The sequence below is a fragment of the Klebsiella sp. 18074 genome, from assembly GCF_902705905.1.
In the GTDB taxonomy this organism is placed as follows: domain Bacteria; phylum Pseudomonadota; class Gammaproteobacteria; order Enterobacterales; family Enterobacteriaceae; genus Klebsiella; species Klebsiella terrigena.
The window spans coordinates 1-24,129 of record NZ_CACSIS010000001.1 but is presented as its reverse complement, the minus strand read 5'-3'; the positions used below and the strand labels follow the sequence as shown (position 1 = coordinate 24,129).

General features: G+C 60.0%; 21 protein-coding genes and 3 pseudogenes. 15 read left to right on the top strand and 9 right to left on the bottom strand.

Going from position 1 to position 24,129, the window contains the following annotated elements:
* Positions 1 to 6 precede the first annotated feature (6 nt).
* The 4 genes from nlpA to GVK32_RS00105 form a co-directional block, all read right to left on the bottom strand.
* Positions 7 to 816 carry a lipoprotein NlpA gene (gene nlpA, locus GVK32_RS00120; protein ID WP_159863946.1) on the bottom strand — a complete coding sequence of 270 codons (810 nt, stop codon included), beginning with the start codon at positions 814 to 816 and terminating at the stop codon, positions 7 to 9.
* Positions 817 to 923: 107 nt separating this feature from the next.
* Complete coding sequence (locus GVK32_RS00115; RefSeq protein WP_159863943.1) at positions 924 to 1,973, bottom strand: bifunctional transcriptional activator/DNA repair enzyme AdaA; 1,050 nt, start codon at positions 1,971 to 1,973, stop codon at positions 924 to 926.
* A complete protein-coding gene (locus GVK32_RS00110) occupies positions 1,960 to 2,733 on the bottom strand; it encodes an isocitrate lyase/phosphoenolpyruvate mutase family protein (protein WP_159863941.1) in 774 nt (257 codons plus the stop codon). The genes GVK32_RS00115 and GVK32_RS00110 overlap by 14 nt, the downstream gene beginning before the upstream one ends.
* Before the next feature lie 123 nt (positions 2,734 to 2,856).
* Positions 2,857 to 3,762 (bottom strand): AraC family transcriptional regulator, encoded by a 906-nt coding sequence (locus tag GVK32_RS00105; RefSeq protein ID WP_159863938.1) that lies wholly within the window; start codon positions 3,760 to 3,762, stop codon positions 2,857 to 2,859.
* Between the two features lie 117 nt (positions 3,763 to 3,879).
* Here GVK32_RS00105 and GVK32_RS00100 point away from each other — a divergent pair, with 117 nt between their 5' ends.
* Positions 3,880 to 4,416 (top strand): carboxymuconolactone decarboxylase family protein, encoded by a 537-nt coding sequence (locus GVK32_RS00100; protein ID WP_159863935.1) that lies wholly within the window; start codon positions 3,880 to 3,882, stop codon positions 4,414 to 4,416.
* 20 nt (positions 4,417 to 4,436) lie between these two features.
* Here GVK32_RS00100 and GVK32_RS00095 read toward each other — a convergent pair.
* Both GVK32_RS00095 and GVK32_RS00090 read right to left on the bottom strand, forming a co-directional pair.
* Positions 4,437 to 4,907: pseudogene (locus GVK32_RS00095) on the bottom strand (DUF1348 family protein).
* Complete coding sequence (locus tag GVK32_RS00090) at positions 4,900 to 5,532, bottom strand: pyridoxamine 5'-phosphate oxidase family protein (protein ID WP_159863932.1); 633 nt, start codon at positions 5,530 to 5,532, stop codon at positions 4,900 to 4,902. The pseudogene GVK32_RS00095 and the gene GVK32_RS00090 overlap by 8 nt, the downstream one beginning before the upstream one ends.
* Positions 5,533 to 5,634: 102 nt before the next feature.
* Between GVK32_RS00090 and GVK32_RS00085 the strand changes: the two genes are divergently transcribed.
* Positions 5,635 to 6,549: a LysR substrate-binding domain-containing protein gene (locus tag GVK32_RS00085; RefSeq protein WP_159863929.1), complete on the top strand. Its 915-nt coding sequence runs from the start codon at positions 5,635 to 5,637 to the stop codon at positions 6,547 to 6,549.
* Here the strand turns inward: GVK32_RS00085 and GVK32_RS00080 are convergent.
* On the bottom strand, positions 6,546 to 8,039 hold the full coding sequence (locus tag GVK32_RS00080; RefSeq protein WP_159863927.1) for an MDR family MFS transporter: 1,494 nt from the start codon (positions 8,037 to 8,039) through the stop codon (positions 6,546 to 6,548). The genes GVK32_RS00085 and GVK32_RS00080 overlap by 4 nt on opposite strands.
* Before the next feature lie 80 nt (positions 8,040 to 8,119).
* On the opposite strand from GVK32_RS00080, the gene GVK32_RS00075 reads away from it, so the two are divergent.
* Positions 8,120 to 8,767 (top strand): TetR/AcrR family transcriptional regulator, encoded by a 648-nt coding sequence (locus GVK32_RS00075; RefSeq protein WP_123709523.1) that lies wholly within the window; start codon positions 8,120 to 8,122, stop codon positions 8,765 to 8,767.
* Positions 8,768 to 8,787: 20 nt separating this feature from the next.
* Here the strand turns inward: GVK32_RS00075 and GVK32_RS00070 are convergent.
* Positions 8,788 to 8,983, bottom strand: a pseudogene (locus GVK32_RS00070) (hypothetical protein).
* Between the two features lie 577 nt (positions 8,984 to 9,560).
* Here GVK32_RS00070 and GVK32_RS00065 point away from each other — a divergent pair.
* The 8 genes from GVK32_RS00065 to GVK32_RS00030 all read left to right on the top strand — a co-directional run bounded on the left by GVK32_RS00065 (position 9,561) and on the right by GVK32_RS00030 (position 20,370).
* Positions 9,561 to 10,685, top strand: a complete 1,125-nt coding sequence (locus GVK32_RS00065; protein ID WP_159863924.1) for an efflux RND transporter periplasmic adaptor subunit — start codon at positions 9,561 to 9,563, stop codon at positions 10,683 to 10,685.
* The gene (locus GVK32_RS00060) at positions 10,685 to 13,792 is read left to right on the top strand and encodes an efflux RND transporter permease subunit (RefSeq protein WP_159863921.1); all 3,108 of its coding nucleotides are present in this window, start codon (positions 10,685 to 10,687) and stop codon (positions 13,790 to 13,792) included. Before GVK32_RS00065 ends, GVK32_RS00060 begins: the two co-directional genes overlap by 1 nt.
* A 3-nt stretch (positions 13,793 to 13,795) precedes the next feature.
* Positions 13,796 to 15,160 carry an efflux transporter outer membrane subunit gene (locus GVK32_RS00055; RefSeq protein ID WP_159863918.1) on the top strand — a complete coding sequence of 455 codons (1,365 nt, stop codon included), beginning with the start codon at positions 13,796 to 13,798 and terminating at the stop codon, positions 15,158 to 15,160.
* Between the two features lie 48 nt (positions 15,161 to 15,208).
* A complete protein-coding gene (locus tag GVK32_RS00050; protein ID WP_159863915.1) occupies positions 15,209 to 16,372 on the top strand; it encodes a multidrug effflux MFS transporter in 1,164 nt (387 codons plus the stop codon).
* 163 nt (positions 16,373 to 16,535) lie between these two features.
* Positions 16,536 to 17,438 (top strand): N-acetylmuramic acid 6-phosphate etherase, encoded by a 903-nt coding sequence (gene murQ, locus GVK32_RS00045; protein ID WP_159863912.1) that lies wholly within the window; start codon positions 16,536 to 16,538, stop codon positions 17,436 to 17,438.
* A 24-nt stretch (positions 17,439 to 17,462) separates the two neighbouring features.
* On the top strand, positions 17,463 to 18,896 hold the full coding sequence (gene murP / locus GVK32_RS00040; protein ID WP_159863909.1) for a PTS N-acetylmuramic acid transporter subunit IIBC: 1,434 nt from the start codon (positions 17,463 to 17,465) through the stop codon (positions 18,894 to 18,896).
* 180 nt (positions 18,897 to 19,076) lie between these two features.
* Positions 19,077 to 19,979, top strand: a complete 903-nt coding sequence (locus GVK32_RS00035) for an EamA family transporter (RefSeq protein WP_041143291.1) — start codon at positions 19,077 to 19,079, stop codon at positions 19,977 to 19,979.
* Between the two features lie 100 nt (positions 19,980 to 20,079).
* Positions 20,080 to 20,370, top strand: coding sequence for a YicS family protein (locus tag GVK32_RS00030; RefSeq protein ID WP_041143292.1), 291 nt, complete (start codon positions 20,080 to 20,082; stop codon positions 20,368 to 20,370).
* Between the two features lie 129 nt (positions 20,371 to 20,499).
* On the opposite strand, the gene GVK32_RS00025 is transcribed toward GVK32_RS00030, so the two are convergent.
* The gene (locus GVK32_RS00025) at positions 20,500 to 21,441 is read right to left on the bottom strand and encodes a LacI family DNA-binding transcriptional regulator (protein WP_159863906.1); all 942 of its coding nucleotides are present in this window, start codon (positions 21,439 to 21,441) and stop codon (positions 20,500 to 20,502) included.
* 294 nt (positions 21,442 to 21,735) lie between these two features.
* Between GVK32_RS00025 and GVK32_RS00020 the strand changes: the two genes are divergently transcribed.
* The 4 genes and pseudogenes from GVK32_RS00020 to GVK32_RS00005 form a co-directional block, all read left to right on the top strand.
* A complete protein-coding gene (locus tag GVK32_RS00020; RefSeq protein WP_041143294.1) occupies positions 21,736 to 22,050 on the top strand; it encodes a PTS sugar transporter subunit IIB in 315 nt (104 codons plus the stop codon).
* 11 nt (positions 22,051 to 22,061) lie between these two features.
* Positions 22,062 to 23,387 (top strand): PTS sugar transporter subunit IIC, encoded by a 1,326-nt coding sequence (locus GVK32_RS00015; protein WP_159863903.1) that lies wholly within the window; start codon positions 22,062 to 22,064, stop codon positions 23,385 to 23,387.
* A 133-nt stretch (positions 23,388 to 23,520) separates the two neighbouring features.
* Positions 23,521 to 23,823: a PTS lactose/cellobiose transporter subunit IIA gene (locus tag GVK32_RS00010; RefSeq protein ID WP_041143296.1), complete on the top strand. Its 303-nt coding sequence runs from the start codon at positions 23,521 to 23,523 to the stop codon at positions 23,821 to 23,823.
* 92 nt (positions 23,824 to 23,915) lie between these two features.
* Positions 23,916 to 24,129 (top strand): annotated as a pseudogene (locus tag GVK32_RS00005) (carbohydrate porin); the annotation flags it as partial.

Below are 24,129 nucleotides of genomic sequence, written 5' to 3'. Positions count from 1 at the left end.
GAGTGATTACCAGCCCGGCACCGCGCCGCCGTTGAAGATCGTTTCCGCCGCCTTCGCCACTTCCGGCGACTGGTAGGACTGCATAAACTCCTTCACGTTCTGCGCATCTTTATTGTCTTCGCGGGTGACGATGATGTTCACGTAGGGCGAGTTTTTATCCTCGATAAAAATACCGTTGCGCACCGGAGAGAGCCCGGTTTGCTGGAGGTAGGTGGTGCTGATAATCGCCACATCAACCTTGGGATCGTCGATCACCCGCGGCAGCTGCGCGCCTTCGAGCTCCATGATTTTCAGGCTGTGCGGGTTGGCGGTGATATCAATTGCCGTCGGCAGCAGCCCGGTACCGGCCTTGAGGGTAATCAGCTTTTGCTGCTGCAGCAGAAGCAGCGCGCGGCCGAGGTTGGTCGGATCGTTAGGAATGGCGATGGTCGCCCCGTCTTTCAGGTCCGCGACCGATTTAATCTTGCGCGAGTAGCCCGCCATCGGGAACACGAAGGTGTTGCCGACCGCCACCAGGTGATAGCCGTGGGCTTTATTATCCTGTTCGAGGAACGGCCGGTGCTGGAAGACGTTGGCGTCCAGATCCCCGGCGTTAGTCGATTCGTTCGGCAGCAGCGAGCCGCTAAAGCCAACCAGCTCAACGTCGAGGCCATACTTCTCTTTCGCCACCTTCTTCGCCACTTCCGCCACATCCTGTTCGGCGCCGTTAATAACGCCAACTTTAATGTGTTTTGCATCGCCGTCTTGCCGGTCGCAACCCGCCAGCAGCAGGCCCGCCAGCACCACTACGGCGGCTGTCCGTAAACGCAATTTCATTGTTTTCACCCTGTTAGTCCATTAGAAAGTCATTATTATTTTCGTGCGAAACTATAACGGCTTTATGGTCAGCTTTTAAACATCAAAAGCGGCAACAGGAAATAAAATCATCTGCTGAATTTCGCCTCATGGGCCAGCAGCCACTCTTTGCGCGCCAGGCCGCCGCCGTAGCCGGTGAGTGAGCCATCTTTGCCGATAATCCGGTGGCAGGGAATAACGAGCGCCAGCCGGTTGGCGCCGTTGGCGTTGGCCACCGCGCGCACCGCCCCGGCGTTGCCCATCAGCTCGGCAAGCCCCTGATAATGCTCGGTCGTGCCGTAGGGGACCGCCCGCAGCTGCTGCCAGACCGCCTGCTGAAAATCGCTGCCCGGCGTCTCAAGACTCAGGGAAAAGCGCTGCCGCTGACCGGCAAAATACTCCCCGACCTCCGCCACCGCCTGGCGCGTATGGGCGTTTTCCCCGGCAATAATATTGGCCGCCAGCAGGCGCTGAAGGTCGCGAAATTCGCTCTCCAGCATCCGCCGGTCGACAAACTCCAGCAGGCAAACCCCGCGCTCGGTGGCGCAGACAAACATCGGCCCGATGGGGGTGGTAAAGCGCTGGATCAGGATTACCCGCCCCGCTTTGCTCGGCGCCCGGCCGGTGAGCTTTTTGCAGGTATAGCCGAAGCCGCTGAGCGAGTCGTAGCCGCTATCAAACGCCACGTCGGTCGCGCTGCGCCCGCACTTTAGCTCCTGCAGGGCGGTATTGACCCGCAGCATCCGCTGGAAGGCCTGAAACGTCATGCCGTAGTTCTGGCTAAACCAGCGGCGCATGCGTTCCGGGCTGATGTGCTGCTGGCGCAGCTGGTCGTCGGTGATCCGCACCTTGGGCGCGGCGCGCAGCTGCTGCATCACCTGCTCCACCATCGGCGGCGCGGAGCTGGCGTTTTCCGTCGGCCGGCAAATTTTACACGGGCGAAAGCCGGCGCTGAGCGCGGCTTTAAAATTGCTATAGAACTCCACATTTTCCCGCTTTGGCTTGCGGGCGCGGCAGGTGGCGATGCAGAACACGCCGGTGGTTTTCACGCCAACGTAAAACAGTCCGGCGTACTGGGATGAGCGGGCCACCAGCGCCTCATACCAGGTATCGCATAACCCTTTATCAGTCACCTGCATTGCTGAATATCTCTTTAAACGATTGCTGCTGTCGCACGTTTTGCAGCAGAGAGTGCAGATGCTCCTGCAGGGCGCTATGCAGCGCGTTGCCCATAGAAATCCGCTTCACTCCGAGACGAGTCAGCTGGTCAATATCGGGCAGCGCGGGCATCGCCATGACGTTCAGCGGCAGCGCAACCGCCGCCGCTATCGCCGCGATATCCGTCGCCTCGGTAACGCAAGGAACAAACAGACCGTCCGCCCCATTTCGCGCATACAGCTGACCTCGGGCAACCGTCTCCGCCAGCGCCTGCGGTCGGTTAAGCAAAAACGGATCGGTGCGAATATTAAGAAACAACGCGACACCCGCCTGCTCCAGCCCCGTTTTAACCGCCCGCAGGCGGCGGGCATAGGTTTCAGCATCCACCAGACGCCGTTCGCCGTCGGTCACCACGCTGTCCTCGAGATTAACGCCTGCCACGCCGGCTTGCGCCAGCGCGCGCAGATTATCGACAACCTCGGCGACGCTGGCGCCATATCCGGATTCCATATCCACGCTCAGCGGTAGCGTAACCCGCGCGCGGATACGCGTGACGAGCAATAGCAGCTCAGCAAACGCGAGCTCTTCACCATCGTTATAGCCATAGGCGTCGGCAATAGCGGCGCTGGAAGTACCTACCGCCGAATAGCCCACGGCAGCCGCGGCTCTGGCGCTGGGGACGTCCCAGACGTTAGCCAGCAGCACTGGCGTGGCCTGATGATGTTGTTGTGCGAAATCCATATGTCCTCCGGTTTTGTTGTTATGCGCAGGATTCTGGCGCTTCGGCCCTGGAGACGACAACCGAAAACCGGACGACTATTTTCGCCTGAACCGGCGTCTTGCCGGGCGCAACATCACCTTGCCCTACCGGCGTCGCCACTCGCCGGGCGTCATCGTGTAGAGCTTCCTGAAAGCCTTCGAGAAGGAGGCCAGCGACTGAAAGCCGCAGCGGTCGGCGATAACATCCAGATTGGCCTGCCGCTCCAGGCGCAGCAGGCGAGCGGCCATCGCCATGCGCAGCTGGGTAAGCCACGCCTGAGGAGTGAGATGATAGACGCGGGCGAAATGGCGGGCAAAGGTCGCCCGCGACAGGAACGCCCGCGCGGCCATGGTTTCCAGCGTCCACGGCTGCTCCGGCGCCGCCAGTACCGCGAATACCGCCGGCATCAGACGCTCGTCGCTCATCAGCCGCAGCAGACCGCCCGGCGGCTGCTCCGTGCCGAGCAGCGTCCGCAGCAGCAGCACCAATAGCGTATCGCCAAGGCTGCGAACGATGGCCCCGCTGCCGGGGCGATCGGCGAGGCTTTCCCGCACCAGCACGTTGAGCAGGATCTCCAGCTCCGGGCACTCCCGGCGCTCGTCGGTATGCAGATGCACAAGCTCGGCCTCTTCGGCAAACAGCCAGTTGACGTGCGGGCCAAAGTAAAACTCGCCGCACAGCATCTCCAGCGCGTCGCTGTCGCTGCCGGTTCGCATCTCGGTCAGCGTGCCGTTAAAGCGGTGAGCAACCGGCAAAACCTGCCCCCATTCGAGCAGGCTTTCCATCAGGTGCGGCGAGCCGTGCGGCAGCAAAATGACGTCTCCCGCCCGCATATGTCGGGTTTGCTGACCAACGGTCACCCGCCCTTCGCCGCGCAGGACAAAATGCCACGGCACCACGCCGCCGGGCATCTGGTCATGGCCGGCCTGCCAGCGGCCGCCAAAACGGCAGTGCAGATTGACTTCGCAGCGCGGGGCCAGCAGCGCCAGCAGATGGCTGAGACTATCCATACCTCTCCTGAGACGATAAGACAAAAAGGTGAGACGCAGAGCGCGAGTCTAGCACGCCGCCGGCGCCTAAGATGTCCCCACTGCCACGACATACCCTCAAATACACAGGAGTTAACCATGAGCCGTTTAGCTGAAATTCGTGAACAAGATGCCACAGGTAAAGCCGCAGAAATTTTTGGCGGGATTAAAAAAGCGATGGGTAAGGTGCCGAATGCCTTTCTGACCATCGGCGGCCACTCTCCGGCGGCGCTGCAGCAGGCGCTGGCGCATAACGCCATGCTGAGTAAGGGCAGCCTGAATGCAAAAGAGCTGGAAGCTATCAACCTGGCGGTGAGCGAAGCCACCGGCTGTGATTACTGTCTGGCGGCGCACACCATGATGGCCAAAAGAGCCGGCTACAGCAGCGAGCAGATCCACGCCCTGCGCCGCGGCGAGTATCCGCAGGATGCGCACCTCGATGCGCTGGCAAAATTCGTTCAGACCCTGGTGAGCACCACCGGCACCCTGCCGGAAGCCGACGTCAGCGCCCTGCGCAGCGCCGGATTCAGCGACCAGCAGACTATCGAGATTATCAGCGCGGTCAGCGCCATTCTGTTCACCAACATGGTGAACCGGGTTAACGATACGGTTGTCGATTTCCCGAAAGCCGATTAACCCGCAAGTTAGCGCCTGCTTTACAGCCCCAGAGCACTGAGCCCCGGATGGTCATCAGGGCGACGGCCCTGGGGCCAGTGGAACAGGCGTTCGCTTTCGGCGATCGGCAGATCGTTGATGCCGGCGTAGCGCGTGTGCATCAGGCCGTGCTCATCGAACTCCCAGTTTTCATTGCCGTACGAGCGGAACCAGTTGCCGCTATCGTCACGCCACTCGTAGGCAAAGCGCACCGCAATGCGGTTATCGCTCCACGCCCATAGCTCCTTAATCAGCCGGTACTCCTGCTCTTTGCGCCATTTGCGCTGCAGGAAGCCGACGATCTCCGCCCGCCCCTGCACAAACTAGCTGCGGTTGCGCCATTCGCTATCGGGGGTATAGGCCAGCGCCACCTTCTGCGCATCGCGGCTGTTCCAGCCGTCTTCGGCGGCACGTACCTTTTGCGCCGCGCTTTCGCGGGTAAACGGCGGCAGCGGCGGGCGTTGTTCAGTCATGATCTTCTCCTGTGCGGGTTAACTGCTGCAGGCGCTGATTCTCCTGCTCAAGGTCGTGAATATGCTGCTGCAGCGTCTGGCTATATTCCGCCACCTGCTGCGCGCTGTAGCGCGGCGTAATGTGCTGCGGACAGTTCCAGTCGAACGCCTGCAGATGAAAGCGAAAAATACGCTCAACGCTGCCGCGGTAATTTTCCGGCGTCACCCGGGCCAGCAGCGCGGGATCCCCATCCGCTGCCAGCACCTCAACGGTGGCGTAGATTTTCAGCCTGGCACGGCGCGGGTAATCCATCAAAAACAGGCACGCCCTGGCGCTTCCCCGCAGGTTGCCGGTGCTGATGTACTGCCGGTTACCGCTAAAATCAGCCATTGCCAGGGTGGTCTCATCCAGCAGATGCAGAAAGCCGGGCGGCCCGCCACGATGCTGGATATAGGGCCAGCCGGTTTGCGAAACCGTCGCCAGATAAAAGCTGTCCCTGCTGGTAATCATCGCTTCCTCGCTGGCGGTAAAGCAGTTCGCCTGACGGTGGCTGCGCGGCGATTGCCACAGCCCGTCGCTGCCCATTTCATGCTGGACGTCCATCACATCCGGGGTGATGGCAATACCAAGAAAGTCACCGGTCATACATCCTCCGCGCCTTGTATCACTGCCCACAGCATGGACTCTACTGCGACAAATGATAATACTGGGGGTCTGGCAATCATCTTTCCGTAAGGCGGGATAATAATGGACCGATTAAGCGCGATGGCGCTGCTGGTGAAGGTTACCGAGCTGGGCAGTATGTCGGCGGCGGCGCGGGCGCTGCATACGCCGCTGACCACCGTCAGCCGCAATATTGCCGAGCTGGAAAGCGCGCTCGGCGCACGCCTGCTGACCCGCACCACCCGCCGGCTTACGCTGACCGATGCCGGCGTAGAGTATGTTGCCGCCGCGCGGCGGATCCTTGAAGAGGTGGAGAACGCCGAGCGGCAGGCGGCGGGCGAGTATCTGCAGCCCAAGGGCGAGCTGGTGATCGCCGCGCCAACGATGTTCGGTCGCGTGCACGTTTTGCCGGTGGTGAGCGATTTTCTCGCCCGTTATCCGCAAATTAACGTTCGTTTGCTGCTCAGCGACCGTAACGTTGACCTGATAGACGACCACGTCGACCTGGCGGTGCGCATCGGCCCCCTGCCGGATAGCGGCATGGTGGCTACCCGCCTCGGGGAGATGCGCATTGTCACCTGCGCCCAGCCGCTGCTGCTGGCAAAGCATGGCGTGCCGCAGCGCCCCCGTGAGCTGGCCGGGCTGCCGATTATTGCTATTGAATCGCCGATGCCCTATAGCGGCTGGCGGTTTCGCGCCGCCGAAGCGGCAGACCAGCTGGTGACCCTGCGCGCCGTGCTGTCGGTCACCACCCCGGAAAGCGCCGCTGACGCCGCCCGGCTCGGGGTTGGCGTGGCGCGGCTGCTGCACTATCAGGCCATCGACGGCCTGACCCGCGGCGAGCTGCAGCTCATTCTGGAATCGGTAGAACCCGAGCCGACGCCGGTCCACCTGCTGTATACCAGCCGGGATCTGGCCCCGCTCAAGCTGCGCAAGTTCCTCAGCTTCGCCGCGCCGGCGCTGCGCCGGGCGCTGCTGCGCATCGCCGGAACCGCCTAGCGTGCAGCCTTTTTCAGCGGCACCTCTTTCAGCAGCCACGAGAGCACAAAGGCGACGGCCATAATGCAGGCGGCCATCAGGAAGGCGGCGTGAATGGCCGCGCCGAAGGCGTCGAGATAATCAAGGCGGATCGCCGTCGGCAGGTTTTGTACCGCCGCCGGGTTCAGCGCCCTGGGCAGCTCGGCGCCCTCCGGCAGCAGGCGCTGGAGGTTATTTTGCAGCACGTGGGTAAAGACGGCGCCGAACAGCGCCACGCCTATCGATCCGCCAATCGAGCGAAACAGCGTCACCCCCGAGGTGGCCACGCCATACATCTGCGCCGGCATTGCGTTCTGCACCGCCAGCACCAGCACCTGCATCACCAGCCCCAGTCCCGCCCCCAGCACGCCGGTAAACAGATACAGCTGCCACATCGGCGAATGGATCGTAATGCGGGTCAGCAGCACCATCCCCACTACGCCCAGCAGGGTGCCAAGGATCGGGAACAGGCGGTATTTGCCGGTACGGCTGATAATCCGCCCGCTGACGATCGACGTCAGCAGCAGGCCGCCCATCAGCGGGATCAGCTGCAGCCCGGCTTCGGTCGGGGTCGCCGCCTTCACCACCTGCAGATAGAGCGGCAGGAAGGTCACCGAGCCAAATAGCGCCATGCCGATCACGAAACCAATCATGCTGCACAGCAGAAAGCTGCGGTTACGGAACAGCGAGAGCGGAATAATCGGCTCCACGGCCACCCGTTCCTCATAAATAAAGCCAATAATGCCCACCACGCCAAAGGCCAGAATGCACCACAGCTGCGGGTCATTCCACGGCCGCACGCTGCCGCCTTCGGAGGTGAAGAGGATAATGCACAGCAGCGCCATGCTCAGGTAAAACGCCCCCAGCCAGTCGATCTGGTGCGCGCTGCGCTTATTGCTGCTGTGGAACACCGCCCCGATCACCAGCAGAGCAAACAGCCCCAGCGGCAGGTTGATATAAAAAATCCAGCGCCAGGAGGCGTGCTGCACCAGAAAACCGCCGATAAGCGGCCCGATGACCGTCGCCAGACCAAACACGCCGCCGAAGAGGCCCTGATAGCGGCCGCGGTTTGCCGGAGGGATCACATCGGCGACCGCCGCCATGCTGATCACCATCAGGCCGCCGCCGCCCAGCCCCTGCAGCGCGCGCATCAGCACCAGCTGCGTCATATTCTGCGCCAGGCCGCACAGCGCCGAGCCGACGAGGAACAGCACAATCGCCACCTGGAGCACGATTTTTCGCCCAAACAGATCGCCGAATTTACCGTACAGCGGCACCACGATGGTTGAGCTCAGGATATAGGCGGTAACCACCCACGAGAGCTTATCCAGCCCGCCGAGTTCGCCGACAATGGTCGGCAGCGCGGTCGACACGATGGTCTGATCCAACGCCGACAGCAGCATCACCAGCAGCAGCGCACTGAACAGCAGGCGGATCGACGGCGCCGGCCGGGCGGCGATTTCAGAAGTCATAGCAACACTCGCTTGAAATTAATTAAATGCATAATTAATATTTAGGGAAATGATGAATCAGGTCAAGAGACAGTGAAGAAATGACAGCACAAAAAGACCATGATGCGCCGCGCCGCCCGGGCCGTCCGCGCGGCAAAAAGCCGGGTACCGCCAACCGTGAACAGCTGATGGATATTGCGCTGGCGCTGTTTGCCCGCCAGGGCATCGCCCGAACGTCGCTGAACGCCATCGCCAAAGAGGCCGGAGTCACGCCGGCGATGCTGCATTACTATTTCAACTCGCGGGAGATATTAGTCGACCAGCTGCTGGAAGAGCGCTTTATGCCGCTGCGCAACGAAATCAGCAAAATTTTTATCGCCCATCCGCAGGATCCGCTGACCGCGTTTACCCTGTTGATTGAGGCGCTCGCCGCGCTGGCGGAGCAAAACGACTGGTTTGCGCCGCTGTGGATGCAGGAGATGATTGGCGAAATGCCGGTGCTGCGCCAGCATATGCACGCCCGCTTTGGCGACGATAAGTATCACCGGATGCTGGAGACGATAGGCCGCTGGCAGCAGGAGGGAAAACTCAACCCGGCCCTGTCGCCGGAGCTGCTGTTCACCAGCCTGATTAGCCTGGTGCTGGTGCCCTATTCGCGCATTCGCACCGATCCGCGCTTAAAAACGATGTCCCGGCAAACCATCGTCAGCCACGCGCTGGCGATGATCCAGCAGGGGATTGGCGGCTGATATCCGCGCCGGCAGCAGCCTTACAGCGCCTTCGAGAGATAATGGCGTTCCATGCCAGGGTGCGGGAAATCAGGCAGCGACATCTGCAGCAGGTAGCCGACTTTTTTGCCATCACCCGCCCCGTATCGCGCCCAATTCACCCCGGGCATAGACGCCCGCATCGCCAAACTCCGCCGGGTCCAGGTAGCGTCGGTTGTTTTCCCGCAGTCCCGTCAGTAACTCCTCCCGATCCCTGGCATGAAGAGCCTATCCCATCAGGCGTTATTGGTGCAGGCAGTTTGAACACGGTCAGCGCGGAGAAACTGAAGCGTACACGTAGTACGTGAGGATTTCGAGCACTGCCCAGGTTCAAAATGACAAATAAAATAGTCCTGATGGGATAGGCTCTAATGCTTGTTGTCATTATTAGGGCCATTAACGTTCTCCAGATTAAATCCTGTAAGGGTATTAACGGTTCTTACTTTCACAAAAAATTCTTATTTCCTCCATTATTTTTTGCCTTAATTTTCACGATTCAAATTTAGACAAAAAAACCTTTTCATTGGTTGATTGAGACGTATAATGAGCAAAAATGAGAATGATCATTCTCACAAAGAAACCCAGGAGTGGAGCCATCTCATCTGCAGAGAAGTCAGAAAGTGACCGCTCCGGCGGCCGTCGTCGAATAACAGCATACAGGAACGTCTGAGTTCCTTTTTAGCCATTTTCGTTTACCCGAAGATGCCTCAGCGCCCAACCCATCACCTCACTATTTAATTAGCGGGGCGGACGTCGTTTATCCTGAGAAAATATAATGAAATACACCACCATACCCATCGCAATAGCATTATTTCTGCTGGTCGGATGCGATAATTCGCAAACATCTGCCGCGCCGCAAATGACGCCGGAAGTCGGCGTTGTCACCCTGAAAGGCCAGCCCGTTTCCGTTATCAGCGAGCTGACCGGCCGCACCACCGCGTCGCTCAGCGCCGAAGTACGCCCGCAGGTGGGCGGCATCATTCAAAAGCGTCTGTTTACCGAAGGCGACAGGGTGAAAGCCGGCCAGGCGCTGTATCAAATTGACCCGGCCAGCTATCGCGCCGCCTATAACGAAGCCGCGGCCGCCCTGAAGCAGGCGCAATCGCTGACGGTTGCCGACTGCCAGAAGGCCCGCCGCTATACGCAGCTGGTCAAAGACAACGGCGTGTCGCTGCAGGATGCCGATGACGCGCAGTCCACCTGTAACCAGGATAAGGCCAGCGTCGAGTCGAAAAAAGCCGCGCTGGAGAGCGCCCGCATCAACCTGAACTGGACCACCGTCAGCGCGCCGATTGCCGGGCGGATCGGCATCTCCTCCGTCACCCCGGGGGCGCTGGTTTCGGCCGATCAGGATACGGCCCTGGCGACGATCCGCGGGCTGGAGACGATTTACGTCGATCTCACGCGCTCGAGCGTTGATCTGCTGCGCCTGCGCCAGCAAACGCTGGCAACCAACGCCGATACCCTCAGCGTCACCCTGATCCTCGAAGACGGTAGCACCTATGCCGAGAAGGGCCGCCTGGCGCTGACCGAAGTGGCGGTGGACGAATCAACCGGCTCGGTCACGCTGCGGGCGGTGTTCCCCAACCCACAGCATGTCCTGCTGCCGGGAATGTTCGTCCGTGCCCGCGTCGATGAGGGCGTGATGGACAACGCGATCCTCGCCCCGCAGCAGGGGATCACCCGCGATGCCAAAGGTAACGCCACCGCGCTGGTGGTCGATGCCGACGGCAAAGTCGCCCAGCGCGAGGTCGCAACCGGCGAAGCCTACGGCGATAAGTGGCTGGTGGAGAGCGGACTGAAGAACGGCGACAGGCTGATCGTTGAAGGAACCAGCAAGGTTGCCGCCGGGCAGCAGGTAAAAGCCGTAGAGATGAAAAACAGCGGAGGCAACGCCTGATGTTCTCCCGCTTTTTCGTCCGGCGCCCGGTGTTCGCCTGGGTTATCGCCATCCTGATTATGCTCGCCGGGATCCTCGCCATCCGCACGCTGCCGGTTGCCCAGTACCCGGACGTCGCGCCGCCGTCGGTGAGAATTTCCGCCACCTACACCGGCGCCTCTGCCGAAACCCTGGAAAACAGCGTGACCCAGGTTATCGAGCAGCAGCTTACCGGGCTGGATAACCTGCTCTATTTCACCTCCACCAGCAGCTCCGACGGCTCGGTTAGCATTAGCGTGACCTTCGAGCAGGGGACCGATCCGGACACTGCGCAGGTGCAGGTGCAAAACAAGGTCCAGCAGGCCGAATCGCGGCTGCCCAGCGAAGTGCAGCAGTCCGGCGTGACGGTGGTGAAATCGCAGAGTAGCTTCCTGCTGATCCTCGCGGTGTACGATAAAACCGACAAGGCCACCAGCTCCGATATCGCCGACTGGCTGGTGAGCAACATGCAGGATCCGCTGGCGCGCGTGGAAGGCGTCGGCAGCCTGCAGGTATTTGGCGCTGAATACGCGATGCGCATCTGGATGGACCCGACCAAACTGGCCTCCTATGCGCTGATGCCTTCCGATGTCGAAACGGCAATCGAAGCGCAGAACGTGCAGATCTCGGCGGGTAAAATCGGCGCGCTGCCGTCCTCTAACGCCCAGCAGCTTACCGCTACCGTGCGCGCTCAGTCGCGCCTGCAAACCGTCGATCAGTTCAAAAATATCATTGTGAAGAGCAAGAGCGACGGCTCGGTCGTCCGCCTGAGCGACGTCGCCCGGGTTGAAATGGGCAGCGAAGATTACACCGCCTCGGCGAACCTCAACGGCCACCCTGGCGCCGGCATCGCCGTCATGATGGCGCCGGGCGCCAACGCGCTGGATACCGCGACGCGGGTGAAGGATAAGATTGCCGAGTATCAGCGCCAGATGCCGCAGGGCTACGATATCGCCTATCCGAAGGACAGCACCGAGTTTATTAAAATATCGGTTGAGGATGTGATTCAAACGCTGTTTGAAGCCATCGCGCTGGTGGTCTGCGTGATGTATCTGTTCCTGCAGAACTTCCGCGCCACGCTGATCCCGGCGGTGGCGGTGCCGGTGGTGCTGCTTGGCACCTTCGGCGTGCTGGCGCTGTTTGGCTACTCCATCAATACCCTGACGCTGTTTGCGATGGTGCTGGCGATCGGCCTGCTGGTGGATGACGCCATCGTGGTGGTGGAAAACGTTGAGCGAATTATGCGCGATGAGGGGCTTCCCGCCCGGGAAGCCACCGAAAAATCGATGGGCGAAATTTCCGGGGCGCTGATCGCCATTGCCCTGGTGCTATCGGCGGTGTTCCTGCCGATGGCCTTCTTCGGCGGCTCAACCGGCGTTATCTATCGCCAGTTCTCGATAACCATCATCTCGGCGATGATGCTCTCCGTGGTGGTGGCGCTGACCTTAACCCCGGCGCTGTGCGGCGCGCTGCTGAGCCACTCTAAGCCCCATACCACGGGCTTCTTCGGGGCGTTTAACCGCCTGTGGGGGCGCACGGAGCAGGGCTATCAGCGCCGCGTGCTCGGCGGCCTGCGCCGTTCGGCGACGATGATGGGCGCCTTCGCGCTGATTTGCGCCGTCATGGCGCTGGCGATGTGGAAGCTGCCGGGCAGCTTCCTGCCGGCAGAGGATCAGGGCGAAATCATGGTCCAGTACACCCTGCCGGCAGGCGCGACCGCCGTGCGCACCGCCGAGGTTCGCCGCCAGGTGACCGACTGGTTCCTGACCAAAGAGAAGGCCAATACCAGCGTTATCTTTACCGTCGATGGCTTCAGCTTCAGCGGCAGCGGGCAGAACGCCGGGATGGCTTTCGTGTCGTTGAAAAACTGGTCCCAGCGCAAGGGCGAAGCCAACACCGCGCAGGCCATTGCCCTGCGCGCTACCAAAGAGCTCGGCAGCATCCGCGACGCCTCGCTGTTTGCCATGACGCCTCCTTCAGTGGACGGCCTCGGGCAGAGCAACGGCTTTACCTTTGAGCTAATGGCCAGCGGCGGCACCGATCGCGACAGCCTGATGAAAATGCGCAGCCAGCTGCTGGCTGCGGCCAATCAGAGCCCGCAGCTGCAGTCGGTGCGCGCCAACGACCTGCCGCAGATGCCGCAGCTGCAGGTGGATATCGACAACAACAAAGCGGTGGCGCTGGGGCTATCGCTGAGCGACGTCACCGCCACCCTCTCCAGCGCCTGGGGCGGCACCTACGTCAACGACTTTATCGATCGCGGGCGGGTGAAAAAGGTCTATATCCAGGGCGATAGCGATTCTCGCGCCGTCCCCGCCGATCTCGGGAAATGGTTCGTGCGCGGCAGCGATGACGCCATGACGCCGTTCTCCGCCTTTGCCACCACCCGCTGGCAGTACGGCCCGGAAAGCCTGGTGCGCTACAACGGCTCCGCCGCCTTTGAAATCCAGGGCGAAAACGCCGCCGGCTCCAGCTCCGGCGCGGCGCTGGATAAGATGGAAGCCCTCGCCAACAACCTGCCGGCGGGCACCACCTGGGCGTGGAGCGGCATGTCGTTGCAGGAAAAACTGGCCAGCGGCCAGGCCATGAGCCTGTACGCCATCTCCATTCTGGTGGTGTTCCTGTGCCTCGCGGCGCTGTATGAGAGCTGGTCGGTACCGTTCTCGGTGATCATGGTTATCCCGCTCGGCCTGCTCGGCGCGGCGCTGGCGGCCTGGCTGCGCGATCTGAATAACGACGTCTACTTCCAGGTTGCGCTGTTGACCACCATCGGCCTGTCGTCGAAGAACGCCATTCTGATCGTTGAGTTTGCCGAATCGGCGGTGGATGAAGGCTATTCACTTTCGCGGGCGGCAATCCGCGCCGCGCAAACCCGTCTGCGCCCTATCGTGATGACTTCGCTGGCGTTTATCGCCGGGGTGCTGCCGCTGGCAGTGGCGACCGGCGCGGGGGCCAACAGCCGCGTGGCGATCGGCAGCGGGATCATCGGCGGCACGCTGACCGCCACGCTGCTGGCGGTGTTCTTCGTTCCTCTGTTCTTTGTGCTGGTGAAGCGGTTCTTCACCCGCCAGCGTCCTTCTCAGGAGTAGGTTATGTTTCGTTTTACGTTAGTTTTTATCGCGCTCCTGAGCGCGGGCTGCGTCTCCCTTGACCCGCACTATGAGCGCCCGGCGGCGCCGGTGCCCGCCACGCTGCCCGGCGCCCACGGCGAAGCGACGACGGTCGTCAGCCAGTGGCAGCAGGTGGTGAACGACGCGCGGCTCAAAAAGGTGGTGACCATCGCGCTGAACAGCAACCGCGACGTGCAAAAAGCGCTGGCCGATATCGAAGCCGCCCGCGCCCAGTTTGGCGAAACCCGCGCTTCGCTGTTCCCCTCCGTTGATGCCGAGCTGAGCCATACCCGCAGCAAAACGGTGGCCAGCGGCCTCACCTCATCGGCGGAGGCCGACGGGGCAGTCTCCAGCTTCGAACTGGACCTGTTCGGCAAGAACCAGAGCCTGACCCGCGCGGCGCGGGAAACCTGGCTTGCCAGCGAATTCACCGCCCAGAATACGCGGCTGACGATGATAGCCGACCTGACTACCGCGTGGATCACCCTCGCGGCGGACAACAGCAGCCTGGCGCTGGCCGAAGAAACCATGGCCAGCGCCGACAGCTCGCGCAAAATCGTCGCCCGCCAGATGGCGGTCGGTACCGCTGCGGCCAGCGATCTGAGCGATGCCGAAGCGGTTTACCAGCAGGCGCGCGCCAGCGTCGCCAGCTATCGTACCCAGGTCGCGCAGGATAAAAATGCGCTCAACCTGCTGGCCGGCGAAAGCGTCCCTGAGAGCCTGCTGCCCGGCACGCTGCAAAGCCTCGGTGATAGCAGCATCGCCCTGATCCCCGCCGGCGTCTCTTCGTCAGTCCTGCTGCGCCGCCCGGATATTCAGGAGGCCGAGCACAACCTCAAGAGCGCCAACGCCGATATTGGCGCAGCGCGCGCCAACTTCTTCCCGAGCATTTCGCTCACCGCCAGCGCCGGGGTCGGCAGCGATTCGCTCTCTTCGCTGTTCAGCCACGGCATGCAGGTATGGTCGTTCGCGCCGTCGATCAGCCTGCCGCTGTTTACCGGCGGCAGCAACCTGGCGCAGCTTCGCTATGCCGAAGCGGAGAAAAAGGGGCTGATCGCCACCTACGAGAAAAGTATTCAGAGCGCGTTCAAAGACGTCGCCGACGCCCTGGCGCGCCGGGAAACGCTGGGCGAGCAGCTGGATGCCCAGCAGCAGTACGTCGCCGCCGAGCAGAAATCGCTGGATATCGCCACCCGCAGCTATCAGGCAGGGATCGGCAACTATCTGTCGGTGCTAACCGCGCAGCGTACGCTGTGGTCGGCGCAGGCCACGCTGATTACCCTCCAGCAAACCGATCTGCAAAACCGTATTACGCTCTGGCAGTCGCTGGGAGGCGGCGCCAGCTGATCTGCTCCCGCCGGGCCGCAGGGCCCGGCATCCTCATAAGGACCCGCTATGCCGCGTATTTCTCTCTCCTGGGTTATTATTCTCGGGCTGCTCTCGGGCATCGGCCCGCTCTGTACCGACTTCTACCTGCCGGCGCTGCCGGATATCACCCGCCAGCTGAACGCCACCAGCACGCAAACCCAGCTCTCGCTGACCGCCGCGCTGCTCGGGCTGGGCCTCGGCCAGCTGTTTTTTGGCCCGCTCAGCGACCGCATCGGCCGCCGCAGGCCGCTAATCCTCTCGCTGCTGCTGTTTATCGTCTCCTCGGCGATGTGCGCCCTGACCCAGGATATCCATCTGCTGATTCTCTGGCGCTTTTTGCAGGGCTTTGCCGGCGCGGGCGGCTCGGTGCTGTCGCGTTCGATTGCCCGCGACCGCTACCAGGGCGCGCTGCTGACGCAGTTCTTTGCCCTGCTGATGACCGTCAACGGCATTGCGCCGGTTCTGTCGCCGGTGCTTGGCGGCTACGTCATCACCGCCTTCGACTGGCGCACTCTGTTCTGGATAATGGCGGCGATCGGCGGCGTACTGCTGCTGTTAAGCCTGGCGATCCTCCACGAAACCCTGCCGCCGAAAAGCGCCGCGACCTCGCGTAAAGCGGGCGGCTCGCCGGTGCTGAAAAATCGCCGCTTTATGCGCTACTGCCTGATTCAGGCCTTTATGATGGCCGGCCTGTTCTCCTATATCGGCTCATCGTCCTTCGTGATGCAGAGCGAATTTGCCATGAGCGCCATGCAGTTCAGCCTGCTGTTCGGCCTGAACGGGATCGGGCTGATTATTGCCGCGCTTATCTTCTCCCGCCTGACGCGCCGCTTTTCGGCAGAGACCCTGCTGCGCACAGGGCTGATGCTGGCGGTGCTTTGCGCCGCCGGCATGCTGCTGTTCGCCTGGCTGAAGCTGCCGCTGCCGGCGCTGATCGGCCTGTTTTTCACCGTGTCGTTTATGAGCGGCATCAGCACCGTGGCCGGGGCCGAAGCGATGAATGCCGTTGATGCCGGGCAGTCGGGCACCGCGTCCGCGCTGTTAGGTACGCTGATGTTTGTCTTTGGCGGCATCGCCGCGCCGCTTGCCGGTCTCGGCGGTGAAACCATGCTGAAAATGAGCCTGGCCATGGCGATAAGCTATTTTCTGGCCCTGCTGCTGAGCCTGAAAAACCCCGCCGTGCTACGCTAGCCCAGCCTGCGGTAATAAAATATTCCAGTTTTATTGCCGCACAATCCCCCGCCATACCTACAAATATCTTATTATCTGCCGTGCGCCAATCGTGATAACCTTCACATGAATGGAATAATTAATTCCTTAGAATACCCGCCACCGTGAATAATGAGGTTTTGTTATGAGTATCGACCTGAGCAAACTGCTGACCGAACGGCGCAACGCCAATAGCGCCAATATTGACACCCTGTCTACCGTTGAAATGCTGACGGTGATTAACCAGGAAGACAGGCTGGTGGCCGAGGCAATTACCCCCTATTTGCCGCAGATCGCTCAGGTTGTCGATAAGGTCGCCACCGCGCTGCAGGCGGGCGGACGCCTGATTTACATCGGCGCGGGCACCTCCGGTCGCCTGGGGATCCTCGACGCCAGCGAATGTCCGCCAACCTTCGGCACGCGTCCGGAGCAGGTGGTCGGGATTATCGCCGGCGGGCATAAAGCCATTCTCAGCGCGGTGGAAAACGTCGAAGACAATAAGGCGCAGGGCGCAATGGACCTGCAGAACCTCAATTTCAGCAACCGCGACGTGCTGGTTGGCCTCGCCGCCAGCGGACGGACGCCGTACGTCATCGGCGCAATGGAGTATGCCCACGGCCAGAACGCGTTTGTCGCTATCGTCAGCTGCAATCCGCACGGCGAGATGGCCCGGCTGGCGGACGTCGCCATCACCCCGGTCGTCGGCCCGGAAGTGGTGACCGGCTCAACCCGCCTGAAAGCAGGCACCGCGCAAAAGCTGGTGCTGAATATGATTTCGACCGGGGCAATGATCCGCGTCGGCAAGGTGTACAGCAACCTGATGGTTGACGTTGAAGCCACCAACGCGAAGCTTATCGAGCGTCAGGTCTCCATCGTCATGGAGGCGACCGAGTGCGATCGCGACACCGCCCAGCGCGCGCTGGACGCCTGCGGCCGTCACTGCAAAACGGCCATTGTGATGGTGCTTGCCGATCTTGACGCCGAAGAAGCGCAGTCGCTGCTGGCCAAAAATAGCGGCTATATCCGCAAAGCGCTGGGTAACGCCTGAGCGCCAACAGACAGGTAAACTGCAATGGCAAAAATAAATAAAGAGATGATAGCGCGGATCCTTGCCCACGTCGGCGGAGCCGGAAACGTGGCGCAGGCCGGTAACTGCATGACCCGCCTGCGCCTGACGCTGCGCGACGCAGCGCTGGCCGATAGCACCGCAATCCGTCAGGTTGAAGGCGTGATGGGGGTTATCGTCAGCGATGAGCAGTTTCAGGTCGTACTTGGCCCGGGCAAAGCGCAAACCGCGGCGGAAATGATGAACGCCATGCTGGAGGATGCGCCGCAGGACGCCCCGTCGCTGGCGGACGTCGCCGCCGAGAAGAAACAGGCGCTGAAGAGCAAGCAGACCAGCGGGGTACAGAAGTTTCTCGCAAAATTCGCCACCATTTTTACCCCGCTGATCCCCGGCTTTATCGCCGTCGGCCTGCTGCTTGGTTTCGCCACTCTGGCAGAGCAAATCTTCGTCCTGGAGAATGCGCACCCTAACGCCAGCCTGGTGGCGCTGATCGGCTATATGAAGATCTTCAGCAAAGGGATGTTTACCTTCCTGAGTATCTTAATCGGCTATAACGCCCAGAAGGCGTTTGGCGGCTCCGGGGTCAACGGGGCGATTATCGCCTCGCTGTTCGTTCTCGGCTACAACCCCGAAGCGACCAGCGGATTTTACGCCGGGATCACCACCTTCTTCGGCCACGGCATCGACCCGCGCGGCAATATTATCGGCGTGCTGATCGCCTCGATTATCGGCGCATGGGTGGAAAGACAGGTGCGGCGTATCATGCCGGCCAACCTCGATATGATCCTCACCTCGGCGGTCACGCTGCTGATTATGGGCGCGGTGACCTTTACGGTGATCATGCCGATTGGCGGCTGGTTGTTTACCGGAATGTCGTGGCTGTTCCTGCACCTCAACGGTAACCCGTTCGGTTCGGCGGTGCTGGCGGGGCTGTTCCTGCTGGCGGTGATGTTTGGCGTCCATCAGGGCTTTGTCCCGGTCTATTTCGCGCTGGTGGATGCGCAGGGCTTTAACTCGCTGTTCCCGATCCTGGCGATGGCCGGCGCCGGGCAGGTGGGCGCGGCGCTGGCTCTCTACTGGCGGGCGAAGAACGGCTCGCTGCTGCGCACCCAGATCAAAGGGGCTATTATCCCCGGCTTTCTGGGCATCGGCGAACCGCTGATCTATGGCGTCACCCTGCCGCGGATGAAGCCGTTTATCACCGCCTGCATCGGCGGCGCCTGCGGCGGCTTCTTCCTCGGCCTGATCGCGTGGCTGGGCCTGCCGGTGGGGCTGAATACGGTCTTTGGGCCCTCCGGCCTGGTGGCGCTGCCGCTGATGACCTCCGGCAGCGGCATTTACGCCGGGATGGCGGTCTACGCGGCGGGGCTGGCCGTCTCTTACCTGTGCGGCTTTGCGCTGACCTGGCTGTTCGGCAGTAAGAACGTTGATTTGAGTTAAGGCTTAGGCCTGCGTAATAAGCACTGTACGAATTTTAACCCGCCTGATGGCGGGTTAATTTTTCCCGGTGTCATCTACACGTGTCACTAACACCTGTGACTCGACTACCATTTCCTGCCCGTTGCTCCTCGCTGGCTCATGCTATGATGCCCGCTTTTCGCTATTTCATTCGAGGGAAAGATGGGATCCAGTAAAAAAGGGATGCTGAATGTACTTATCGCCGCCGTGCTATGGGGAAGTTCCGGCGTCTGCGCGCAGTACATTATGCAGCAAAGCCAGATGTCATCGCCGTTTCTGACCATGACGCGCCTGCTGTTCGCCGGACTGATTCTGCTGATGCTCTCTTTCGTCCACGGCGATAAAATTTTCCGCGTCCTGCAAAACCGCAAAGATGCCGTCAGCCTGCTGATTTTCTCGCTGTTTGGTGCGCTGACCGTGCAGTACACCTTCCTGATGACCATCGAAAAATCAAACGCCGCGACCGCGACGGTGCTGCAGTTCCTGTCGCCGACGATTATCGTCGCCTGGTTCGCGCTGGCCCGCAAAACGCGTCCTCGCCCGCTGGTGCTGGCAGCGATCGGCACTTCGCTGGCTGGAACGTTTCTGCTGGTGACCCACGGCAACCCGACAACGCTCTCTATTTCACCCGCGGCGCTATTCTGGGGGGTGGCTTCGGCCTTTGCCGCCGCCTTCTACACCACCTATCCATCAACGCTTATCGCCCGCTACGGCACCCTGCCGATCGTCGGCTGGAGCATGCTGCTCGGCGGGGCGATGCTGCTACCGTTCTACGGTGGCCAGGGCAGCAACTTTGTGGTCAACGGCCCCCTGCTGCTGGCCTTCTTTTATCTGGTGGTGATCGGCACTTCGCTGACCTTCAGTCTTTATCTCAACGGCGCGCAGATGATTGGCGGCGCGAAGGCGGGGATCCTCAGCTGCGCCGAGCCGCTGAGCAGCGCCCTGCTCTCTTTGCTGCTGCTGGGCATCACCTTTACGCTGCCGGACTGGCTCGGCACGCTGCTGATCCTGTCGTCGGTGGTGCTGATAGCCGTGGATTCACGGCGGCGCGTTCGGGCGGCATAGAAAAGCAATTTACTGATTTTAAACAATTTAAAATCCAGACGATTTGCGTGTTTTGCGCACTACGCATATAGTTTGGTATCAACCTTGAAGGAGAAGCGCCATGAAAGCGTGTTGGATGTTGTGCCTGGTCAGCGCCCTCAGCGCCTCGGCTGCGTGGGCCGAATCACCGCTACAAAGCCTGCAGTTCGAGCAGCAAAAACAGCTGGTATTAAAAGCGGTGAAGGAAAAATGCACCCCGGCGGCAACCCTTAGCGATAACGACTTTGCCAATAAGGTTCTCGCCTCAAAAGAGAATCAAACCTACGTGCGTGAGGCGACCCTGGCAAAAGAGCGTAATAACCAGAAGAACTACCAGGCGGCTATCGACAAGATTACCTGCCCGGCGCAGTGATCGCGCTTGCGACGCGGCCAGCAGGCCGCCCGCCGTGCAAATAAAAATACCTGTCAGTTACGCCACTGGCAGGTATTTTTTTGACTTCATCATGACCCCGCGGCTGTGTGCGCCCACGCGCAGGCCACCTTATATTTTCGGAATAATAAGATCCCCACGCAGCATGCTGCCACCCAGCATTTGCGTCTTTTCCGTCAGCCAGCTGACGATCCGCATCGCCATCACATCCATCGAGTACTCAATCGCCGGAATGGTCGGAATACCCGGCAGCTGTAGCGAACCGGCCAGGCTAAAAACCATCACCTTTTCCGGCACCGCGCGGCTGAACGCCTGCAACTGCGGGACAACCCGCTGCGCCTGCTGCTCGTCGGCAACCAGCAGCGCATTGAAATTTAACGTCGTCGCGTTGCTCACCAGCTCCTGCACCGCTACCGACGGCGAAGTGCTGTCGAGGAATACCAGGTTGCGATTAAACGGCAGGAAATTTTTCTCCAGCGCATGCTTGTAGCCCAGCAGCACCTGGTCGGCAAAGCCGCTCCCCTCGGGATGGATCAGCGCAATCTGGCGTCTACCCTGGCTAATCAAATAGTTACAGGCAGTTTCCGCGGCAAAAGCGTGATCAAACTGAATGCTGTTCTCCCCTTCGCTCTCGAGGCAGTCAATCAGCGCCACGTCCGGCCGGTCAATATTCAGCGGGAAGCGGGCGCCGATAATCAGGATATCGTCACACAGCCCGCAGCTGAGTTCTTCGAGTGAGTTCATCACCCCGTCGCGGGTGTTGGCAAAGCGCAGCAGCAGATGCTTTTGATGCTGACTCAGCTGTTTTTCCAGGGCATACAGATAGCTGGTGGTTTGATTGATATTATCCTGGGCGCAAATCACCCCGATGCAGCCCGTGCTCTGGCTGAACAATGATTGGGCAATCATATTTGGCCGGTAGTTGAGCTCTTCCGCCGCCTGCAGTACCGCCTGACGACTGGCCTCTTTGACGCCGCGAGAGCCGCTCAGCACGCGTGAAACTGTGGCCTTTGAGACGCCAGCTAACCGTGATACATCGTTGATTGTAGACATCTTTCTCCCCTGACAGGGTCGGGCCGATCCCTGTAAACCTTTAGACCTGAATCGCTTCAATAGTAACCAACGGCAGTATATCCGTTTCCTTTTTTATTTGGAAACCGATTTTCCTTTTCATGGAAAATCATCGCAAAAACCACGGAATTATGTGAGCCGAATCTAATTAATCAGCCCCGTACACGGTAGATCTTGACGGTTATCACAGTTCTGTTTTTTATAAATGGAAACCGGTTTCCGTCTGATATCAAATCATCCACGCAATAACATTTTACATATTGAGGATGAGTGCCGATGTACAAGATTATGCTGTGCTGCTCTGCGGGGATGTCCACCAGTCTGCTGGTCAGGAAGATGGTCGATGAGGCGAAGGAACGTAACCTGCCTGTGCAGATAGACGCCTACGGCGTTTCCGAATTTGACATGCAGTTTCCGCAATACCAGGTGGTTCTGCTCGGGCCCCAGGTAAAATACATGCTGAAAACATTATCTGAGAAAGCCGCTTCCCTGAATATTCCGGTCCAGCCGATAAACGCCATGGACTACGGAATGCAGCGGGGAGATAACGTCCTGGATTATGCTCTGTCGCTGATAGCAGCGGCGCATTAAGAGGTGTGCAAATGAGTTCTCTGTATCAGTCCATGATTGCCGTGATCGAGCAATCTATTACTCCGCTGGCAGGACGCCTTGGGCAGCAGAAATACGTTATCGCCATCCGCGATGGCTTCACTGCCGCATTGCCGTTTATGATCATCGGCTCTTTCATGCTGGTATTTATCTTTCCGCCTTTTTCACCCGACACCACCAACGGTTTTGCCCGCGGCTGGCTGGATTTCTCACAACAGTATCGTGAGCAGCTGATGCTGCCGTTTAACCTGAGCATGGGGGTCATGACCTTCTTTATTTCCATCGGCATTGGCGCCAGCCTCGGCCGCCAGTTTCAGCTCGACCCGGTGATGTCCGGCCTGCTGGCCTTTATGGCCTTCCTGCTGGTCGCGGCACCCTACGCCGACGGCAAAATTTCCACCCAGTATCTGTCAGGCCAGGGGATCTTCACCGCCTTAATCACCGCTATCTACTCCACACGCATTTACGCCTGGCTGAAGCAGAATAATATTACGATCCGCCTGCCGAAAGAGGTGCCCACCGGCGTCGCGCGCTCGTTCGAAATCCTGATCCCGGTACTGGTGGTGATCGGTACGCTGCATCCGCTGAACCTGTTTATCGAAGCGCAGACCGGGATGATCCTGCCGCAGGCGATCATGCACCTGCTGGAACCGCTGGTGTCGGCCTCCGACTCCCTGCCGGCGATTTTGCTCTCCGTACTGATGTGCCAGATTTTCTGGTTCGCCGGGATCCACGGCTCGCTGATTGTGACCGGGATTATGAACCCGTTCTGGATGGCCAACCTGTCAGCAAACCAGGCGGCACTGGCCGCTGGCGCTGCGCTGCCGCACGTTTACCTGCAGGGCTTCTGGGACCACTATCTGCTGATTGGCGGCGTGGGCTCGACGCTTCCGCTGGCATTCCTGCTGCTGCGCAGCCGCGTAGCGCACCTGCGGACCATCGGCAAAATGGGCATCGTGCCAAGCTTCTTCAACATTAACGAACCGATTCTGTTCGGGGCGCCGATTATCATGAACCCGATGATGTTTATCCCGTTCGTGTTCGTGCCGATGATCAACGCGGTGCTGGCCTACGGCGCAACGCGTCTCGGCTGGCTGACTCAGGTCGTTTCGCTGACGCCGTGGACCACGCCAGCCCCTATCGGCGCCTCCTGGGCCGCCAACTGGACCCTGAGCCCGGTGGTAATGTGCGTCATTTGCATGGTGATGTCAGCCGTCATTTACCTGCCATTCCTCCGCGCCTATGAACGCTCATTAATGAAAACTGAAGTCGAAAAAGCCAAAGCCGCCGTTCCGGTTGCTGAAACAGTCAGTCAGTAATAGTCGGGAAATACGCTCTTAGCTGTATTTCCCGGAGCGTCCGATAACAATAACACCGTCATCAGGAATTATGCGGAAAAGGGATTTTCGCCGTACGCCTTAAATAATAAAATTAATGATCTCAGGAACTATTATGATTGAATTAGAAGATGCGGTAATGGAAATTATCGTGAATGCGGGACAGTCACGCTCATTATGTTTCGAAGCGATTCACGCTGCCCGCCACGGTAATATTGATGAAGCCAAACTGCTCCTAAATGAAGCCGACGGCTACGCCCGCCGGGCGCACCAGATGCAGACCCAGCTTATCGAGCAGGATGCCGGCGAGGCGCGCCAGCCGATGACGCTGATTATGGTCCACGCTCAGGACCATCTGATGAATTCGCTGCTGGCTCGCGAGTTTTCACAGGAAATTATTCACTTATACCAACGTTAATATATAAACGTCATCCCCTGGCTTTCCCTGCATATTAACCAGGGCGGGATGGTTATTATCTTAATATATAAATTATTACAAGCGAGATAATCATGAATAATGTAAAAATGCTGCCATTAGCCATGGCGGTAGTTGCCGCACTGTGCCCAATTTCTGTATTAGCGCAAGATTTTACTCAACAACAAATAGATGCCATTGTGGCGAAAGCCGTGGATAAAGCGCTGGCCGACCGTCAGACCAAAATCGATGCCGCCGCCGATAAAAAGGTGGACGTCATTACTAACCCCCAGACCACCGCAGCCACGC

What these genes read in the sequence shown, in the direction of transcription:
- nlpA (WP_159863946.1), bottom strand. Translation starts at nt 816, where the DNA reads ATGAAATTGCGTTTACGGACAGCCGCCGTAGTGGTGCTGGCGGGCCTG.
- GVK32_RS00115 (WP_159863943.1), bottom strand. Translation starts at nt 1,973, where the DNA reads ATGCAGGTGACTGATAAAGGGTTATGCGATACCTGGTATGAGGCGCTG.
- GVK32_RS00110 (WP_159863941.1), bottom strand. Translation starts at nt 2,733, where the DNA reads ATGGATTTCGCACAACAACATCATCAGGCCACGCCAGTGCTGCTGGCT.
- GVK32_RS00105 (WP_159863938.1), bottom strand. Translation starts at nt 3,762, where the DNA reads ATGGATAGTCTCAGCCATCTGCTGGCGCTGCTGGCCCCGCGCTGCGAA.
- GVK32_RS00100 (WP_159863935.1), top strand. Translation starts at nt 3,880, where the DNA reads ATGAGCCGTTTAGCTGAAATTCGTGAACAAGATGCCACAGGTAAAGCC.
- GVK32_RS00090 (WP_159863932.1), bottom strand. Translation starts at nt 5,532, where the DNA reads ATGACCGGTGACTTTCTTGGTATTGCCATCACCCCGGATGTGATGGAC.
- GVK32_RS00085 (WP_159863929.1), top strand. Translation starts at nt 5,635, where the DNA reads ATGGACCGATTAAGCGCGATGGCGCTGCTGGTGAAGGTTACCGAGCTG.
- GVK32_RS00080 (WP_159863927.1), bottom strand. Translation starts at nt 8,039, where the DNA reads ATGACTTCTGAAATCGCCGCCCGGCCGGCGCCGTCGATCCGCCTGCTG.
- GVK32_RS00075 (WP_123709523.1), top strand. Translation starts at nt 8,120, where the DNA reads ATGACAGCACAAAAAGACCATGATGCGCCGCGCCGCCCGGGCCGTCCG.
- GVK32_RS00065 (WP_159863924.1), top strand. Translation starts at nt 9,561, where the DNA reads ATGAAATACACCACCATACCCATCGCAATAGCATTATTTCTGCTGGTC.
- GVK32_RS00060 (WP_159863921.1), top strand. Translation starts at nt 10,685, where the DNA reads ATGTTCTCCCGCTTTTTCGTCCGGCGCCCGGTGTTCGCCTGGGTTATC.
- GVK32_RS00055 (WP_159863918.1), top strand. Translation starts at nt 13,796, where the DNA reads ATGTTTCGTTTTACGTTAGTTTTTATCGCGCTCCTGAGCGCGGGCTGC.
- GVK32_RS00050 (WP_159863915.1), top strand. Translation starts at nt 15,209, where the DNA reads ATGCCGCGTATTTCTCTCTCCTGGGTTATTATTCTCGGGCTGCTCTCG.
- murQ (WP_159863912.1), top strand. Translation starts at nt 16,536, where the DNA reads ATGAGTATCGACCTGAGCAAACTGCTGACCGAACGGCGCAACGCCAAT.
- murP (WP_159863909.1), top strand. Translation starts at nt 17,463, where the DNA reads ATGGCAAAAATAAATAAAGAGATGATAGCGCGGATCCTTGCCCACGTC.
- GVK32_RS00035 (WP_041143291.1), top strand. Translation starts at nt 19,077, where the DNA reads ATGGGATCCAGTAAAAAAGGGATGCTGAATGTACTTATCGCCGCCGTG.
- GVK32_RS00030 (WP_041143292.1), top strand. Translation starts at nt 20,080, where the DNA reads ATGAAAGCGTGTTGGATGTTGTGCCTGGTCAGCGCCCTCAGCGCCTCG.
- GVK32_RS00025 (WP_159863906.1), bottom strand. Translation starts at nt 21,441, where the DNA reads ATGTCTACAATCAACGATGTATCACGGTTAGCTGGCGTCTCAAAGGCC.
- GVK32_RS00020 (WP_041143294.1), top strand. Translation starts at nt 21,736, where the DNA reads ATGTACAAGATTATGCTGTGCTGCTCTGCGGGGATGTCCACCAGTCTG.
- GVK32_RS00015 (WP_159863903.1), top strand. Translation starts at nt 22,062, where the DNA reads ATGAGTTCTCTGTATCAGTCCATGATTGCCGTGATCGAGCAATCTATT.
- GVK32_RS00010 (WP_041143296.1), top strand. Translation starts at nt 23,521, where the DNA reads ATGATTGAATTAGAAGATGCGGTAATGGAAATTATCGTGAATGCGGGA.